The sequence below is a fragment of the Nonomuraea sp. 3N208 genome (genome assembly GCF_052245935.1).
GTDB lineage: Bacteria > Actinomycetota > Actinomycetes > Streptosporangiales > Streptosporangiaceae > Nonomuraea.
On record NZ_JBQQBR010000009.1, the window covers coordinates 228,686 to 245,965 of the forward strand.

The 17,280-nt window shown below is 70.3% G+C and carries 12 protein-coding genes; 4 read left to right on the plus strand and 8 right to left on the minus strand.

Features of this window, described 5'->3' with window-relative positions; translation table 11 throughout:
- Positions 1 to 3: 3 nt before the first annotated feature.
- Entirely contained in the window at positions 4 to 810 is an 807-nt protein-coding gene (locus ACTWPT_RS16315) for an SDR family oxidoreductase (RefSeq protein WP_443178211.1), read from the minus strand.
- A 171-nt stretch (positions 811 to 981) separates the two neighbouring features.
- On the opposite strand from ACTWPT_RS16315, the gene ACTWPT_RS16320 reads away from it, so the two are divergent.
- On the plus strand, positions 982 to 1,464 hold the full coding sequence (locus ACTWPT_RS16320; RefSeq protein WP_443178212.1) for a hypothetical protein: 483 nt from the start codon (positions 982 to 984) through the stop codon (positions 1,462 to 1,464).
- 3 nt (positions 1,465 to 1,467) lie between these two features.
- Here the strand turns inward: ACTWPT_RS16320 and ACTWPT_RS16325 are convergent, their stop codons facing one another.
- Genes ACTWPT_RS16325 through ACTWPT_RS16345 form a run of 5 tightly spaced genes read right to left on the minus strand, consistent with a single transcriptional unit; the run spans position 1,468 to position 8,463 of the window.
- The gene (locus tag ACTWPT_RS16325; protein ID WP_443178213.1) at positions 1,468 to 2,088 is read right to left on the minus strand and encodes a phosphotransferase; all 621 of its coding nucleotides are present in this window, start codon (positions 2,086 to 2,088) and stop codon (positions 1,468 to 1,470) included.
- Between the two features lie 48 nt (positions 2,089 to 2,136).
- The gene (gene narI / locus ACTWPT_RS16330) at positions 2,137 to 2,817 is read right to left on the minus strand and encodes a respiratory nitrate reductase subunit gamma (protein ID WP_443178214.1); all 681 of its coding nucleotides are present in this window, start codon (positions 2,815 to 2,817) and stop codon (positions 2,137 to 2,139) included.
- Positions 2,814 to 3,368 carry a nitrate reductase molybdenum cofactor assembly chaperone gene (narJ, locus tag ACTWPT_RS16335; RefSeq protein WP_443178215.1) on the minus strand — a complete coding sequence of 185 codons (555 nt, stop codon included), beginning with the start codon at positions 3,366 to 3,368 and terminating at the stop codon, positions 2,814 to 2,816. The genes narI and narJ overlap by 4 nt, the downstream gene beginning before the upstream one ends.
- On the minus strand, positions 3,365 to 4,969 hold the full coding sequence (narH, locus tag ACTWPT_RS16340; RefSeq protein WP_443178216.1) for a nitrate reductase subunit beta: 1,605 nt from the start codon (positions 4,967 to 4,969) through the stop codon (positions 3,365 to 3,367). The genes narJ and narH overlap by 4 nt, the downstream gene beginning before the upstream one ends.
- Positions 4,969 to 8,463, minus strand: a complete 3,495-nt coding sequence (locus ACTWPT_RS16345; RefSeq protein WP_443178217.1) for a nitrate reductase subunit alpha — start codon at positions 8,461 to 8,463, stop codon at positions 4,969 to 4,971. Before ACTWPT_RS16345 ends, narH begins: the two co-directional genes overlap by 1 nt.
- Before the next feature lie 45 nt (positions 8,464 to 8,508).
- Here ACTWPT_RS16345 and ACTWPT_RS16350 point away from each other — a divergent pair, with 45 nt between their 5' ends.
- From ACTWPT_RS16350 to ACTWPT_RS16360, 3 genes are all read left to right on the plus strand, one after another.
- Positions 8,509 to 9,672 carry an MFS transporter gene (locus tag ACTWPT_RS16350; protein WP_443178218.1) on the plus strand — a complete coding sequence of 388 codons (1,164 nt, stop codon included), beginning with the start codon at positions 8,509 to 8,511 and terminating at the stop codon, positions 9,670 to 9,672.
- 94 nt (positions 9,673 to 9,766) lie between these two features.
- Positions 9,767 to 11,761: an ABC transporter transmembrane domain-containing protein gene (locus ACTWPT_RS16355; RefSeq protein WP_443178219.1), complete on the plus strand. Its 1,995-nt coding sequence runs from the start codon at positions 9,767 to 9,769 to the stop codon at positions 11,759 to 11,761.
- A gap of 3 nt (positions 11,762 to 11,764) precedes the next feature.
- A complete protein-coding gene (locus ACTWPT_RS16360) occupies positions 11,765 to 13,522 on the plus strand; it encodes an ABC transporter ATP-binding protein (RefSeq protein ID WP_443178220.1) in 1,758 nt (585 codons plus the stop codon).
- A gap of 61 nt (positions 13,523 to 13,583) precedes the next feature.
- Here ACTWPT_RS16360 and ACTWPT_RS16365 read toward each other — a convergent pair whose 3' ends face one another.
- Both ACTWPT_RS16365 and ACTWPT_RS16370 read right to left on the minus strand, forming a co-directional pair.
- On the minus strand, positions 13,584 to 15,008 hold the full coding sequence (locus ACTWPT_RS16365) for an alpha/beta fold hydrolase (protein ID WP_443178221.1): 1,425 nt from the start codon (positions 15,006 to 15,008) through the stop codon (positions 13,584 to 13,586).
- Between the two features lie 124 nt (positions 15,009 to 15,132).
- Complete coding sequence (locus tag ACTWPT_RS16370) at positions 15,133 to 17,205, minus strand: prolyl oligopeptidase family serine peptidase (protein WP_443178222.1); 2,073 nt, start codon at positions 17,203 to 17,205, stop codon at positions 15,133 to 15,135.
- Positions 17,206 to 17,280 lie beyond the last annotated feature (75 nt).

Sequence of the window (17,280 nt, forward strand, 5' to 3'; positions counted from 1 at the left end):
GCTTCAAGGGCGCCAGGCACCCTGGGCGGCGGCTTCCGTGGCGTAGGTCTCGAAGGGTTTGGGCGGACGGCCCGTCACCTGGGACACTGCCTCCGAGACCGGCTGGTCGCCGAGATCGCGGAGTGCGGCGAATGCCTTGACCTCGGCCATCGCCTGCTCCGAGAAGCCCATCGCCGTCAGGTAGTCCTCGTCGCCTCCCCGGTAGCGGACCTCGCGGCCGGCCGCCCGGGCGATGATCTCCACGGCCTCCCCGAACGTCAGCGAGCCGGGGCCGGTGACCTCGTAGGTCCGCTCCGCGTGGCCGTCCTCTGTGAGGGCCGCGGCGGCGACGGCCGCGATGTCTCCGGCGTCCACGAACGCCTGCCGCACGTCCCTCAGCGGCACCACTACCTCGCCCGTGATGATCGCGGACTGGAAGAAGCCCTCGTCGAAGTTCTGGTCGAACCAGCTCGGCCGCAGGATCGTCCACTCGGCGCCCGAGCCGCGCACGGTGCGCTCGGCGGACATCAGGCGCTCGTCGCCCATGGTCTCGATGGCCGTGCTGGACAGCAGCACGATGCGCCGGACGCCCCGCTCGACGGCCAGCGACACGAACCGTGGATCGACCGGGATGCCGTCTGGTGCCATGAGATAGACGGCGGAAGCGCCTGCCACCGCGGGCTCCCAGGTGCCCGGCTCGGACCAGTCGAAGGTGGTCTCGCCGCTCCTGGACGCCGCCCGTACGGCGTGCCCGGAGGCACGCAGCAGGCTGGCCACCCGACGGCCGGTGGAGCCGGTCGCGCCGAGAACAAGGATCGCATGCTGAGCCATGCCCCGAGTCAAGCAAACGCCACCGACAGAACCGTCAAAGGCAGCCCGCAGCATCCTGCAGCGCGTTGAGCGTGAGCATCGGGCCGGGGGCGCAAGGAAGTTCAAGCTTTTCGAGGGGCTCGGTTGTCACGCTGGGCGGGTCGGACCATCAGTGACAAGGAGTGGTCGTCCATGACCTCGATGTTGGACATCCTCGGCGCCGGCGGGCCCCACCCGGAGCACGTCGACGAGCTCATGTTGTACGGGCGCCTCGTCGGCGACTGGAGTGTGCACAACCGTTATCGCGCGGCGGACGGTGCATGGCGGACCGTGCGGGAGCGGTGGTGCTTCGGCTGGGTGCTCGGCGGGCTCGCGATCCAGGACGTGCTTTACACGCCGGAGGAAGGGCCGCGGGGGACCACCGTCCGCTGTTACGACCGTACGGCGAAGGTGTGGCACGTCACCTGGCAGGACCCGTACCACCGCAACTACGTCAGCCAGATCGGGCGCCCGGACGGGGACGGGATGATCCAGGAAGGGACGGCGCAGGACGGGACGCGGGCGCGGTGGGCGTTCTCCGATGTCACGGACACGTCGTTCGTGTGGCGGGGGTGGGTCGCGGTCGAGGGCGGCGAGTGGGAGTTCGAGCAGGAGATGCACGCCACCCGGGATTGATCGTCATTCGGTCCAGGAGGCCGTGGTGTCGAGGCGGCGGTGCCAGAGCTTCTCGCCATCCCCGCCCGGCTCCCACCGGGCGCAGAAGTCGAGCAGGTCACGGCAGCGGGCCACCATGGCCGCCTGCCGCTCCGGCCATCCGGGAACGGGCCCGTCGTAGGCGGCGAAGAAGTGCGGGAGCAGCGGCACGTGCTCGGGATGGTGGCTGCGGATGATCCACTCGCACCACGCGAGGTCCTCGACCGGCCGCCCGGGGTGGGCCCACTCCCAGTCCAGGATGGCGGTCGTCTCGAACGTGGCCGGGTCGAACAACATGTTCTGCGGGCCGAAGTCGCCGTGCACGATGCCCAGCCGATGAATGCCGCCCAGGATCCGGCCGCACTCCGTGAGCACCTCCACCGCGCGGCCCTCGTCCAGGAGGTCCTGGCCGTGGGCGCCGGAGACGAAGCGGGTGGTCAGGCTCGTCGCGGTGATCTGGTGAACGCGCGGGACCGGGACGCGGCCGCGCAGCCGGCGCAGGTATCTGCTCTCCGTACGCAGCCTGAACGCCGCCTCAGGACCCTGGTAGCACTTCACGACCAGGGCGCCGTCGCCGACTGTGCTGTTGGTGTACCCGTGCTTCACAAGGGTCGATTCTGGCGTACGCAGACCACTCCTGGGAGCCGTGGCACGCTACCTCGGCCGCCTCCGATACACGATGTAAGGACGGAACAAATAGCCCAACGGGGCGGAAAGCGCGTGCACCAAGCGGCTGAACGGGAAAAGTACGATCAGCACCATCCCGATCAAAGTGTGCACCTTGTAAAGGCCGCTCGCTTGCCCCATCGCCATCACGTCCGGCTGGAGGGTGAGCACGCCGCGGAACCAGGGTCCGACCGTGGTCCGGTAACTCACCTCGCTGGGCACGAACCCCGCCACCGTCGTCACCACCCCCGAGAAGATCGCCAGCGTCAGCACCGCGTACATGGTCTTGTCGTTCTTCGTGGTCGCCATGAACACCGGGCCGGTGGTGCGGCGGCGGTAGATCAGCAGGCCCACCGCCACCAGCGTGGCAAGGCCGGCGATCCCGCCCCAGGTGAGCGCGTTCACGTGGTAGGCGTAGTTGCTCACGCCGATGGCGTCGGTCCAGGTCCTCGGGATGAGCAGCCCAGTGATGTGGCCGACGATCACGACGAGCAGCGCGTAGTGGAACAGCGGGCTGGCCAGGCGCAGCAGCCGGCTCTCGTAGAGCTGGGAGGAACGCGTGGTCCAGCCGAACTTGTCGTATCGGTAGCGCCAGATCAGGCCGCCGACGAAGATCACGATCGTGATGTACGGCGCCACGACCCACGCCAGGCTCTCGCCCCACCTCATGCGTGCCTCCCCACGGTCTCGGCAGGCGGCCCGCCCGCGGCAAGCCGGCCAGCCGCGGCCCGCTGGGCGGCGGTGAGCCGCGGGAGCGCGGCGCACACGGCGCCGATCACGTGCGCGTACGGCGACTCGCGTGCCGCCAGGGCGGCCAGCAGGAGTTCCAGCCCCACGCGGTGCTCGGCGAGCAGCGCGGCCCCGGAGGGGTCGAGTGCGGCGAACTCCAGCACGACCGGCAGGAAGTCCGGCAGCTCGTCGTCCATCAGCTCCCATCCCGCGGCGCGGTAGCGGCGTTTCAGCGCGGCCAGCGACTCGCCCCGTCGGCGGGTGTCGCCGTCGGCGTAGTAGGTCAGGTAGAGGCAGCAGCGCCGGTTCAGGTCAAACGTCTCCACGTAGTGCGCCGCCAGCTCGCCGGGACCCAGCTCCGCGGCCCGGGCGAGGAACTCGGCGAAGTACGGCTCCGCCGCCTCCCTGATCAGCGGCAGCCGGCGCCAGAACCGTTCGTCGGGGTAGGCCAGCAGATGCGCGGCGGCCTGCCAGAGCACGGGCTCGGTCATGATTTCTTCCTCCGCGGGGGGAACAGCCCGGCCGGAGTGCCCCGGCCGTCCCAGTTGAGGAGGTTCACCCGGTCGTGGGTGATCTCGTCGCTGGTCTGGCGCTCCTTCAGGCCGTGGAAGCTCTCGATCGAGATCGGCACCGGGCGGCCCGACGCCTCGCCGAACGGCGGCTGCATGCCGGGCCCGCCGTCGTAGTCGAGGCTGCACGCCCCTTCCTCCACGATCCCCGGCGGGTTGCCGTACGCGGTCGGGATCACGTATCGCTCGTCGTACTTGGCGAGCGCCAGCAGCCGGTACATGGCGTGCAGCTCGTCCTCCGTCAGGCCCGCGTCGGGCGGGACTGGGTGCGGCTCGCCCAGGTTGACCGCCCGCATGTACGAGCGCATCGCGGCCAGGCGGCGCAGCGCGGTGTTCACCGGCGCGGGGTCTCCCGCGGTGAACAGCTCGGCCAGGTAGCCGACGGGGATGCGCAACGCCTCGATGGCGGCGAACAGGTTGACCGCGTCCTCGCCGTCGTGGCCGGTGCCGGCGAGCGCGTCCACGACGGGGGAGAGCGGCGGGACGTACCAGACCATGGGCAGGGTCCGGTACTCCGGGTGCAGGGGGAGCGCGATCCGGTATTTCTTGATCAGCTGGTACACGGGCGATCTGCGGGCAGCCTCCACCCAGTCGGGGGGCAGACCGGCACTGGCGACGGCCGGGTCGTCGGGGTCGACGAAGACGTCCAGCTGGGCCTCGTACAGGTCGCGCTCGTTGGGGACCGAAGCCGCCGCCGAGACGCGGTCGGCGTCGTACAGCAGGACTCCGAGATAGCGCAGGCGGCCGACGCACGTCTCCGAGCAGACGGTCGGCAGGCCGACCTCGACTCGCGGATAGCAGAACGTGCACTTCTCGGCCTTGCCGGTCTTGTGGTTGAAATACATCTTCTTGTACGGGCAGCCGGTCACGCACATGCGCCAGCCGCGGCAGCGGTCCTGGTCCACCAGCACGATGCCGTCCTCCTCGCGCTTGTACAGCGCGCCCGAGGGGCAGGAGGCCACGCACGACGGGTTGAGGCAGTGCTCGCAGATGCGCGGCAGGTAGAACATGAACGCTTCTTCGAACGACAGCTTGATCTGCTCCGACACCTGGGCCAGCACGGGGTCGGGCGTGGGATCGCCGCCGAGGCTGTCATCCCAGTTGGCGCTCCAGCGGATCTTGGTGGGCTCATTGCTGATCAGCGACCTGGGCGGCGCGACGGGGACGTCGTCGGAGAGAGGCGCGTTCGTGAGGTTCTCGTAGTCGTAGGTCCAGGGCTCGTAGTAGTCCTGGATGGACGGCATGAGCGGGTTGGCGAAGATGGTGAGCAGCTTGCGCAGGCGGCCCCCCGCGCGGAGTTCGAGTTTGCCCTTGCGGTTCAGGGTCCAGCCGCCGTGCCAGCGGTCCTGGTCCTCGTAGCGTCTGGGGTAGCCCTGGCCGGGGCGGGTCTCGACGTTGTTGAACCAGACGTACTCGACGCCCGGCCGGTTGGTCCAGGTCTGCTTGCACGTGACCGAGCAGGTGTGGCACCCGATGCACTTGTCCAGGTTCATCACCATGGCGATCTGGGCCATGATCCGCATCAGTACCGTACCTCCTGGGATCTGCGACGAATGGTGGTCAGCTCGTCGCGCTGGTTGCCGGTGGGGCCGAGGTAGTTGAAGCCGTACGAGAGCTGGGCGTAACCACCGATCATGTGCGTCGGCTTGATGAGGATCCTGGTCAGCGCGTTGTGGATGCCGCCGCGGTGGCCGGTCGCCTCCGACTTCGGCACGTCGATCAAACGGTCCTGGGCGTGGTGCATGTAGACCGTGCCCGCCGGCATGCGGTGGGAGACGATCGCCCGCGCCACCACCACGCCGTTGCGGTTGACCGCCTCGACCCAGTCGTTGTCGGCCACCCCGATCCTGGCCGCGTCCTCGACGGACATCCAGATCGTGGGGCCGCCGCGGGAGAGCGACAACATGAGCAGGTTGTCCTGGTACTCGGAGTGGATCGACCACTTGCTGTGCGGGGTCAGGAACCGTAGCGTTCCGGTCTCGCCCAGCAGGGCGGCCAGGTCCAGCGGGGGGCGGTAGATCGGCAGGGCCTCCCCGTACTCGTGCATCCAGTCGTGGTCGAGGAAGAAGTGCATGCGGCCGGTGAGGGTGTGCCAGGGCTTGCCGTTCTCGACGTTGATCGTGAAGGGCGAGTAGCGGCGGTTGTGCGCCTCCTTGCCCGACCACTCGGGGCTGGCGGCGACGTGCACCGGCCTGGCCTGGGTGTCGGAGAAGACGATGCGGTGCCCCTCGTGGGCCAGGCCGTCGAGGTCGGTGCCGGTCCGTGCGGCGAGTTGCCGGAACCCCTGGACGGCAAGGCGGCCGTTGCTGACTCCCGACAGGGCGAGGATGGCCTCGCAGGCCTTGGAGTCGGTGTCCAGCTCCGGCCTGCCCTTGGCCACGCCGCGCGGAACGAGGCCGCAGCGCTGGCCCAGCCAGGCGACCTCCTCGTCGGGCAGGAAGGTCACGCCCTTGACCGGGAGGCCGAGCTTCTCCGTCAGCGGGCCGAGCGCGGCGAGTTTCTCGGCGATCGCGCCGTAGTCGCGTTCGACCAGCTTGAGGTCCGGTCCGGTGTCCCGGGCCAGCTCGCCCGGGGTGTCGTGCTGGTGTGCCGTCGCGACCACGTCGCGGCGCACGCCCAGGTGCTCTCTGGCGAGGTCGCTGAAGGCGCGGGCGATGAGGTGGAAGGCGGCGAAATCCGTCTTCGTCTGCCAGGGCGGGGTGATCGCCGGGTTGAACGCGTGCACGAACGGGTGCATGTCCGTGGACGACAGGTCGTGCTTCTCGTACCAGGTCGCGGCCGGGAGCACGATGTCGGAGAAGACCGTCGAGGACGTCATCCGGAAGTCGAGAGTGAGGAGGAGATCCAGCTTGCCCGTCGCCGCCTGCTCGTCGGGGTGCTCCAGGTTGGAGGCCGTGCCCAGGAGGTGGTGCAGGAAGTACTCGTCGCCCTTGGCCGAAGAGCCGAGCAGGTTCGAGCGCCAGAGGGTGAGCACGCGCGGCCAGTTACGCGGGTCGTCCGGGTGCTCGACGGCGTACCCCAGCCTGCCCGCCTGCAGCTCGGCGCGGGTGTGGGCGATCGGGTCCGCCGCGTCGCCGAGGTCCAGCGGGTTGCGGTCGAACATCGGGGACATCGGCATCCAGCCGTTCCGCACGGCCTCCGTGATGAGGTCGGCGGTGTGTTTGCCGCGGAAGGTGCCGCGGGCCAGAGGCGAGGTCAGCTCGCCGGCGTCGAAGCGGTCGTAGCGCCACTGGTCGGTGTGCAGATACCAGAACGGCGTGCCCGGGGCCTGCCGGGGCGGCCGCGACCAGTCCGTGGCGCCTGCCAGCAGCGCCGATCCCGTCTGCGGGCGGCATTTCTCCTGACCCACGTAGTGCGCCCAGCCGCCGCCGTTGCGGCCCTGGCAGCCGGTCAGCAGGAGCAGCGACAGGAACGCGCGGTAGATCGTGTCGCCGTGGAACCACTGCGTGGTGCCCGCTCCCAGGATGATCATGCAGCGGCCCTTCGACACCTCCGCCGTCCTGGCGAACTCCCTGGCGATCCTGATGGCGCGGTCGGCGGGGACGCCCGTGATCGGCTCCTGCCAGGCCGGCGTGTACGGCTGCGCGGCGTCCTCGTAGCCGGTCGGCCAATCGCCGGGCAGCCCCTCCCGCTGGACGCCGTACTGGGCGAGCAGCAGGTCGAACACCGTGGTGACGAGATGGTCCCCGACCCGCGCCACCGGCACGCCCCGGTGGGTCGCGGCGCCGCCGTCGAAGCGGGGCAGCAGCACCTCCGTGGTCTGCCCGCGGCCGAGGAGGGTGAGCTCGGGGTCCGTGTCGAGGTTCAGGTTCCAGCGGCCCTTGCCCGACTCCGTCCAGCGGAATCCGATCGAGCCGTTCGGCACCACCGGCACGCCGTCCCGCGACATGAGGACGGTCTTCCACTCGGCCGCCTCCTCGGGGGAGCCCAGGTCCCGCGCCGTGAGGAACTTGCCGGGCACGCAGGCGCCGTCGTGCACGTCCAGCCGCACCAGGAAGGGCAGGTCGGTGAAACGCTTGACGTAGTCGGTGAAGAACGGCGTCTCGCGGTCGACGAAGAACTCCTTGAGCAGGACGTGCCCCATGGCCATGGCCAGCGCGCCGTCCGTGCCCGGTCGCACGCTCAGGAACTCGTCGGCGAACGTGGCGGCGTCGTTGTAATCGGGGCTCACGACCACGACCTTCTGGCCGCGGTAGCGGGCCTCGGCCATCCAGTGGGTGTCCGGGGTGCGGGTGACGGGGACGTTCGCGCCCCACATCAGCAGGTACGCGGCGTCCCACCAGTCCGCGGACTCCGGCACGTCGGTCTGGTCGCCGAACACCTGGGGGGAGGCCACCGGCAGGTCGGCGTACCAGTCGTAGAAGGACAGCATGGTGCCGCCGATCAGCGACACGAACCTGGAGCCGATCGCGTGGGAGACCATCGACATGGCGGGGATGGGGGAGAAGCCGGCGATGCGGTCCGGGCCGTAGGCCTTGATGGTGTGGACGTGGGCGGCGGCGATCATCTCGGTGGCCAGGTCCCAGGTGACGCGGACGAGGCCGCCGTGGCCGCGGGCCTTCTGGTACTTTTCCCGTTTTTCCGGATTTGTCGTGATTTCGGCCCAGGCGGCTACCGGGTCGCCCAGGCGTTGCCGGGCATCCATGTACATGTCGAGCAGGACGCGCCGGGCGTATGGATAGCGGATCCGGGTCGGCGAGTAGGTGTACCAGGAGAAGGCGGCACCGCGCGGGCAGCCGCGCGGCTCGTACTCGGGGCGGTCGGGGCCCACGCTCGGGTAGTCGGTCTGCTGGGCCTCCCACGTGATGATGCCGTCCTTGACGAAGACCTTCCACGAGCACGATCCCGTGCAGTTCACCCCATGCGTGGAGCGGACCACTTTGTCGTGGCTCCACCGGTCCCGGTAGTAGGCGTCGCCTTCGGTGCCGCCAGTCAGGTAGACGGCCCGCAAGTCCGGGCTCGTGGCCGACCTGCGTAGGAACCGGCCCATCTTCAGTAGGACGTCCTCCGCGCTCATACCCCCACTTCATCACAGACGGTAGCCCTCTGTTACACAGGGTATATGTCTGAGCTTCGTAAAGGTCAGGTGCGGAACCTGGTGCTGGCCACGATGGCGTTCGCGGTCACGTTCTGGGCGTGGAACCTGATCGGGCCGCTGGCGGGCAGCTACAGCAGGCGACTCGGACTGTCGCCGACGCAGACGTCGCTGCTGGTCGCGATCCCGGTTCTGGTCGGTGCTCTGGGGCGGATCCCGACGGGGATGCTGGCCGACCGGCTCGGCGGGCGGCGCATGTTCGCCGTCGTCTGCTTCGTCTCGATCGTGCCCGTGTTGTTCGTCGGATGGTCTGACTCGTACGGATGGCTGCTGTTCTGGGGGTTCCTGCTCGGCATTCCCGGCACGTCGTTCGCGATCGGCATCCCCTTCGTGAACGCCTGGTACGAGCCCGCCCGCCGGGGCTTCGCGACCGGCGTGTTCGGGGCGGGCATGGGCGGGACCGCGCTGTCGGCGTTCTGCACGCCGCGCCTGGTGGAGGCCTTCGGGCGGGCGCCTGCCCACGTGCTGATGGCGGCGCTGCTGGCGCTGACCGGGGTGATCATGCTGGGCGGGAGCCGCGACTCGCCCCGCTGGTCGCCCGCCGCCGCATCCGTGCCGGCCGCCCGGGAGGCGCTGCGCATCAAAGCGACCTGGCAGTGCGCCTTCCTGTACGCGGTCGCGTTCGGCGGGTTCGTGGCGTTCTCCACCTACCTGCCAACGTTGCTGGAGAACGTTTACCGGTTCGTCCAGACGGATGCCGGACTGCGTACGGCCGGGTTCTCGATCGCGGCCGTGCTGTCCAGGCCGCTGGGCGGCACGCTCTCCGACCGGATCGGGGCCGTGCGGGTGTTGCTGATCGCGTTCGCCGGGGTCGCGGTCATGGCGGTCGTCCTGGCGTCGCGGCCGCCTCTCGAGGTGCCTGCCGGGGTGAGCTTCGTGCTCATGGCCTTCTTCCTGGGGCTCGGCACGGGCGGTGTGTTCGCGCTGGTGGCCAGGCTGGTCGAGGCCTCCAAAGTGGGCACGGTGACCGGGCTCGTGGGCGCGGCCGGCGGGCTGGGCGGATACTTCCCGCCGCTCGTCATGGGGGCTGTCTACGCCGCCACCGGCGCGTACACGATCGGGTATGTGCTGCTGACGGTTACGGCCTTGGTCGCGTTGGCGTACACATGGCGGGCATTCCGTGCGCTCTGACCACGGGACGGCTCGGAGCGGACGTCGGCGGCGACCCTGGCAGCGCGAAAATCGTTTGCCGGGCCAGGGGACGCCTTGTCAACCTTGACTCCCTATGCGCTCCCTTCCTGAGGCCGATCCCGGCGTGCCCGACATCCGCAGCCCGCTCCGCTATCTGTGGTGGACCGCGCGGCGGCAGACGCCATCCCTGCTCGCGGGCATCGGGTACGCGACCCTGTGGTGGCTGGTGCAGGCATTGATGCCGGCCGTGCTCGGGCAGGGCATCGAGGCCGTGACCGCCAAGGACACGGGGGCACTGCTGACCTGGTCGTCCATCCTGTTCGGGCTGGGGTTGCTGCAGGCGTTCAGCGGAGTCATGCGGCACCGGCTGGCCGTCTACAACTGGCTGGCCGCCGCGTACCGCACCGTGCAGCTCACGGCCAGGCAGGCCGCCAGGCTCGGCGCCACTCTCCCCAAACGGCTCTCGACCGGCGAGGTCGTCAGCGTCGGCAACTCCGACATCGCCCACATCGGCAGCTCCATGGACATCCTGCTGCGTGGCATCGGCTCCGTCGTGGCGATCATCACCGTCACCGTGATCCTCATCTCGACCTCGCTGCCGCTCGGGCTGCTCGTGCTGTTCGGCGTGCCGCTCATGGCCGTCGCCGTCGGACCGCTGCTCAGGCCCCTGCACCGGCGGCAGGCCAGTCAACGCGAGCTGACCGGCGAGCTGTCCACCAGGGCCGCCGACATCGTGGCCGGGCTGCGGGTGCTGCGCGGCATCGGTGGCGAGCAGGTGTTCGCCGAGCGCTACCGGGAGGAGTCGCAGCTCGTGCGGCAGGCCGGCGTGCGTGTGGCCCGTGTCGAGTCGGTGCTGGAAGGCGCCCAGATCCTGCTGCCCGGCCTGCTCATTGCGATCGTCACCGGCGTCGGCGCCTCCTTCGCCGTGGCCGGGGAGATCCCTACTGGGCAACTCGTCGCGTTCTACCTCTACGCGGTGTTCCTCATCGGCCCCATGCGGACGCTCACCGAGATGGCGGACAAGCTCACCAAGGGTCATGTGGCGGCCGGACGGGTGATCCACATCCTCTCCATGGAGCCCGAGGTCAAGGGCGGTCAGGGGAGCAGCGCGGGCGGGGTGCTGCGGGACTCGTACAGCGGGGTCACGGTGCAGCCGGGCATGCTCACGGCGGTGGCCGCCAGCGCGCCCGAGGACGCCATCGCCATCGCCGACCGGCTCGGCCGCTACACCATTGGGGACGTCACGTTCGGGACGGCCGACCTCAGCACGTTGCCGCTGGGCGAGGTACGCCGCCGCATCCTCGTCGCCGACAACGCCGCCCGCCTCTTCATCGGCCGTCTCCGGGACGAACTGACCATCCGCACCAGCCCGGGAACCGCCGACCGGTTGGACGCGCTCGTTCCGGCCGGCACCGCTGCGGGATGGGGCGGTCGGCCAGGCACCGGCGGGTCGGAAGGCGGCGCCTCCAAGGACGCGCTTCACCACACAGGGGGCAAGTTGGCATCCGATGGGGAGCCGACCGACGGAGGGCCGGCCGATGGACGGCTGATCGATGAAGGGCCGACCGATGAGTGGCTGATCGGTGGAGGGCCGGCCGACGGGCCGCTGATCGATGGGCGGCTGATCGATGGCGAGTTGGTCGACGGAGGGTGGAAGGTGCGGGACAGCGAGGGCGCCGACGATGAGCGGATGCGCGAGGCGCTCTACGCGGCTTGTGCGGACGACATCATCGAAGCCCTGCCCGATGGGCTCGACACGTGGGTGGCCGAGGCGGGGCGGGAGTTCTCCGGTGGACAGCAGCAGCGGCTGCGGCTGGTCAGGGCGCTGCTGGCCGACCCCGAAGTGCTCATCCTGGTCGAGCCCACCAGCGCTGTCGACGCCCACAGCGAGGCCCGCATCGCCGAGCGCCTGGCCGGGAGCCGCGTCGGCAAGACGACGCTGATCTGCACGACCAGCCCGCTGGTGCTCGACCGCACGGACCACGTGATCTACGTCGAGGACGGCCGGGTGCTCGCCGAGGGCACGCACCGGCAGCTGCTGGACAACTCGCCTGAATACGCGGCGACCGTCACCCGTGGAGAGGACTGATCCGTGGCACGTGAAATCCTGCCGGTCGCCGACCGGAAGCAGGTGCGCGCCTATGCCCGGCGGCTGACGCTCAAATACCCGCGCCGGCTCACGGTGGCCCTCCTCCTGCATGGCCTGGCCGCCGTCGCCGGGCTGGTCGTGCCGTGGCAGCTCGGCGACCTGGTCGAGGACGTCGAGCGCGGCGCCGAGGTCAACGTCGCCGTCGTGGCCGCCGCCATCGGCGGGTTCCTGCTGCTGCAAGGCGTGCTCATGCGGTACGCCGTCCTGGCCTCCGCCAAACTCGGCGAGAAGGTGCTGGCCGAGCTGCGTGAGGAATTCGTGAACCAGGTGCTCGCCCTGCCGCTCTCCACGGTCGAGCGGGCCGGGTCCGGGGACCTGATCACCAGAACCTCCCGTGACGTGGACTCCCTGTCGCGCACCGTCCGGCACGCCGTGCCGGAGACGCTGATCGCGATGGTCACCTTTCTGATCACCGTGGGCGCGCTGGTGCTGGTCAGTCCGCTGCTCATGCTTCCGATGCTGATCGCGGGGCCGATCCTCTGGGTGGCCACCCGCTGGTATCTGAAGCGGGCGCGCGACGGCTACCTGCGCGAGAACGCCGCGTACGCCGACATGACCGAAGGACTGGCCGAGACCGTCGAAGGCGCCAGGGCCGTAGAGGCGCTGGGCCTCCAGGAACGCCGCCGGGCGCGTACCGACGGCGACATCCGGAGCTCGTACGCGGCCGAGCGGTACACGCTCGGGCTGCGCGTCAAGTGGTATCCCGCCGTCGAGCTGGGCTACGTCATCCCCGTGGTGAGCGCGCTGCTGGTCGGCGGGCTGTTCTACACCAACGGCTGGGTGACGCTCGCCCAGGTGACCGCCGCCGCGCTCTACGCCCAGCAGCTGATCGATCCGCTCGACAGGTTCCTGATGTGGATCGACGAGCTGCAGGTGGGCGGTGCCGCCATGGCGCGGCTCCTCGGCGTGGCCAACGTGCCCGAAGACCGGGTGCCCTCCTCCGCACGGCCCTCGGGAGAACGGCTGGAGGCCTCCGACGTCAGGTACGCCTACCGTGAGGGCCGCGACGTGCTGCACGGCGTGTCGCTGACCGTCCAGCCCGGCGAACGGCTGGCCATGGTCGGGCCTTCCGGAGCGGGCAAGTCCACGCTGGGCCGGTTGCTGGCGGGCATCCACGGGCCGCGCACCGGCTCGGTGAGCGTGGGCGGCGTGCCGCTCGTGGACCTGACGCTGAACGATCTGCGGGGGCACGTCGCGCTGGTCACCCAGGAGCATCACGTGTTCAAGGGCACCGTGCGCGACAACCTCCTGATCGCCCGGCCCCATGCCGACGACGCGGCGGTGCGCAAGGCGCTGGAGGCGGTGGACGCGCTCGACTGGGTGCAAGGGCTGCCTTCCGGGCTGGAGACGCAGGTCGGGTCCGGCGGGCTGGCCATCTCGCCGGCCCACGCCCAGCAGCTGGCACTGGCCAGGCTGGTGCTCGCCGACCCGCACACCCTGGTCCTGGACGAGGCCACCTCCCTCATCGACCCTCGGGCGGCCAGGCATCTGGAGCGCTCCCTGGCCGCCGTGCTGGACGGGCGTACGGTGATCGCGATCGCGCACCGGCTGTATACGGCGCACGATGCCGATCGGGTGGCGGTCGTGGAGGACGGGCGGATCAGCGAGCTGGGTTCGCATGATGAGCTGGTCGCCGAGGGCGGGTCCTATGCCGCGCTGTGGTCCAGCTGGCACGGGACATCGACGGTCGCCCGATCCTGAGGACAGCGGCCCGTGAGGCGCGGGCACTGACTGGTCCTGGACGATGACGGTGGGTCGGTGGTCAGCACTCTGCCGGGTGGGAGGGCAGGGTGCGGTCGGTGAAGTAGCGGTTGACGTGGGTGCGGGCGCACGCGTTGTTGCCGTAGAGCGTGTGGCCCGGGCCGTCATGGTAGATGTTGACGCTGCCCGGGACCTGGGACAGGACGCGGGCCACCGCGTCCGACTCGCCCCACGCGCCCGCGCCCAGCATGGGCGGCAGGCCCTTGGGGAGCGGGGCGGGCGGGTTGCTCACCGGCTGTGGCCAGCCGATGCAGCCCAGCGTCGCCGAGGCCAGGGTGTTGGCGGTGCCGGTGTTGGGAGCGAGGTGGAGCAGACGGCGGGTCGTGGCGACGGCTTCCTTGAGGTTGGCGAAGCGGGGCCAGTCTGCGCATTCCGTCACACCGGTGGCCTGGTCGGGGTAGCGGGAGCCGCGAGACGGAACGAAGTCCGAGGCATCGCCCTTGGCGGCCTTGCGGATGGCCTCGGCCAGTCCAGGCCAGGCCGTGGAGCCCTGACGGGCGTGGGACAGGGCGAAGGACTGCAGGTCGCGGGCCTTGTAGGCCACGTTGGCGGTCGTGGTGGGGATGGGCGTCCGGTCGGCTCGGGCGATCAGCTCACGCCAGAGGCCGGGGACGTCATCGCAGCCGTTCGCGGCGCACCAGGTGAAGAAGCGCCGCATGGCCTGCTCGTTGGACTTCGCCATTTCCTCCAGCTCGCCGGTCCAGTCGGCGGCGCTGTGGTTCCAGGTGCCGTCGAGGACCATCGTGCGGATCCGGCCGGGGAAGAGGCGGGCGTATGCCTGGCCGTAGAAGCCGGCGTAAGAAGCGCCGTAGTAGTTGAGCGGCCGGTCGCCCAGGGCCTTTCTGATCGCCTCCATGTCTCTGGCCTGGTCCGCTGAGCTCATGTTGGCGAACAGCTCGGGGTCCTTGAGCCGGCATGCCTCGGCGTAGCCGCGGTTGGTGTCGGACAGGCGGCCGAAGTCGGCGTCGTCCCGGGGGAGGTCGGGGAGGGGAATGCGGGTCCAGACGCAGGGCAGGCCGGTGCTGAGACCCTGGAACTGCTCGCCGTAGCCGCGGGTGTCCCAGGTGACGATGTCCATGCGCTTGCGGAGATCGGTCCACCAAGTCGAGGCGGCTGACTGGGTGAGGGCGATGCCCGGGCCGCCGGGGCCGCCGTAGGCCACCAGGACAGAGCCTTCCGAGGTGCCGGTGGATCTGAGCCGCCCCAGTTTGAGGGTGATCGTGCGGCCCTCGGGTTTTTTCCAGTCGGCCGGGACTCGCAGGTCGGCACACTCCATGCCGATCTTGTCGTTGGGACAGGGACTCCAGTCCTGGATGGTGGTCGCCGTCTCGCCCGGGCTCACCGAGCGAGGTCCGGCCTGTGCCGCCGTGGCCGTCGGGACGCTCACGGTGAGCACGGAAAGGGTGATGAGGATGGGCTTCAGCATGGCGTCCACGATCTCGGACCGGCAGCCGCGGGCGCGTCAGACCAGGGTTTGGTTTTGCCGGGCGCAGAGTCCTACCACGGGTTGTCAGACCCAGCCGGCGCCAGGCGATCGTGGCGGCGGCCGGTCAGGAGGTCACGCCCAGTGACTTCTTCAGGAAGTCGACCTGGAGCAGCAGCAGGTTCTCCGCCACGACCTCCTGGGGCGTCATGTGCGTGACGCCGGAGAGCGGGAGCACGCTGTGCTGGCGACCGGCCGCGAGCAGAGCCGACGACAGGCGGAGCGTGTGCGCGGCCACGACGTTGTCGTCGGCCAGGCCGTGGATCAGCAGCAGCGGCCGATCGAGCTTGTCGGCGTCCGCGAACAACGACGACTTCTCGTACACCTCGGGCTGTTCGTCCGGATGGCCCAGGTATCGCTCGGTGTAGCAGGTGTCGTACAGCCGCCAGTCCGTCACCGGCGCCCCTGCCACGGCCGCGTGGAACACGTCGGGGCGTCGCAGCACCGCGAGCGCGGCCAGGAAGCCGCCGAACGACCAGCCGCGAATGGCCACCCTTGTCAGGTCGAGGTCGTCGGCGTATTGCTCGGTCACACCCTGCAGGGCGTCGATCTGGTCCTCGAGCGCCGGGGTCGCCAGGTCGTTGAGCACAGCCCGCTCGAAATCGGTGCCCCTGCCGGGGGTGCCGCGGCCGTCGGCGACGACGACGGCGAAGCCTTGTTCGGCGAACCACTGGCTCTCCAGGAACGCGCCGCGCCGGTTGAGCACCCGCTGCGCGTGCGGGCCGCCGTACGGGTCCATGAGGACGGGCAGCTTGCCCGAGCCCTGTTCGTGCCATGAGGGCAGCACCACGGCGGTGGCCAGCTCCCTGCGGCCCGAGCGACCGATCGAGACCCGTAGGTCGAGTCCGGGGCGTTCGGCGAAGGACGGGATCGGCACGGCCATGCCGTCGCGGCGGACGACCGTGGTAGACACTCCCTCGGTGTCGAGGCTCTGCTCGGTGAGCACGCCCACCCCGCCTGCCATCCGCCCCGAGAACACCCCCGAGCGGGTCGAGACCGGCAGCAGAGAGTGCCCGTCCCACGTCCACAGCTGGATCTCGGTCGGGTCGCCGCTCGCGCTGAACAACACGCTGTCGTGATCGACGTCGAGCACGGCCCGCACCTGGAGCGTCGGCGGCGTGACGGCGCGGTCGCCCACGAAGAGGCGGTGACCGCCATCGGAGCCGGCCACCCAGACCAGCGAACCGTCGTCGAGGTGGGCGGGCACGCCGGTGACGATGTCGACCCAGGCAGGGTCGTTGTCCTGGCGGATGAGGGTGGAGGCGCCGGTCGCCGGGTCGACCGTGAACAGCCGCATCGTCTTCTGGTCGCGGGTCAGCGTCACGATCGACAGCGCGTGGGCGTCCCAGGCGGCTGTCGTCAGGTATTCCTCCGCGTACGGCACCGTGACCCGCGACCCGTCGAGCCCCAGCACGTAGAGTTCGGTGATCGCGTTGGACGTGCCGGCGGCAGGGTAGCGCTGAGCGGTCGCGGGCCGGTCGGGATTGGCCGGGTCGGCGATGTGCCAGGTGCGTACCGGGGCCTCGTCCGCCCGCTCCACCAGCAGCGCGTCGCCCGACGGCGCCCACCAGTAGCCGCGCATCCTGTCCATCTCCTCAGCGGCGATGAACTCGGCCAGCCCGTACGTCACCGTCTCCGACTCCGGCGTGGCCAGCGCGCGGTCCTCGCCCGCCAGCAGATCCTGGACGCGGAGCGCGCCCCCGGTCACGTAGGCGACACGTCGTCCGTCGGGGGACAGCCGGGGGTCGATGACCGCGCCCGCCGTCTCCAGCTTGCGGGCCTGGCCGGTGGCGAGGTCGACGACGTAGAGGCCGCCGGACAGGGCGAAGCAGGCAGTCGTCACGTCGGTGTCGGTGGCGTAGGCGACCACGCCGCCCGCCGCCTCGCGGCTGCGCTCGCGCCTGGCCCGCTCCTCGGGCGGCAGGTCCTCCTCGTCGCCGTGGATCGTCCGAGGGTCGACGACCAGGCGTTCGACGTGCGTTTCCGTGTCGAGCTCCCACAAGCACGTCACCGGGTCGGTGCCCGATCGCGTCCGCAGGAACACCACGCGGCCGCCGTCAGGCGAGATCGTGAAGCCCCTGGGCACCCCGAGGGTGAACCGGCGGGTTCTGGCAGACAGACGCGGAAAGCTCTCGCTCATGGTCCCAATCCTGCCACCGCCGGGCCCATGGCCGGGCCGGAGTCTGATGAGCAGGACCCTGGTCGGTACGCTCGT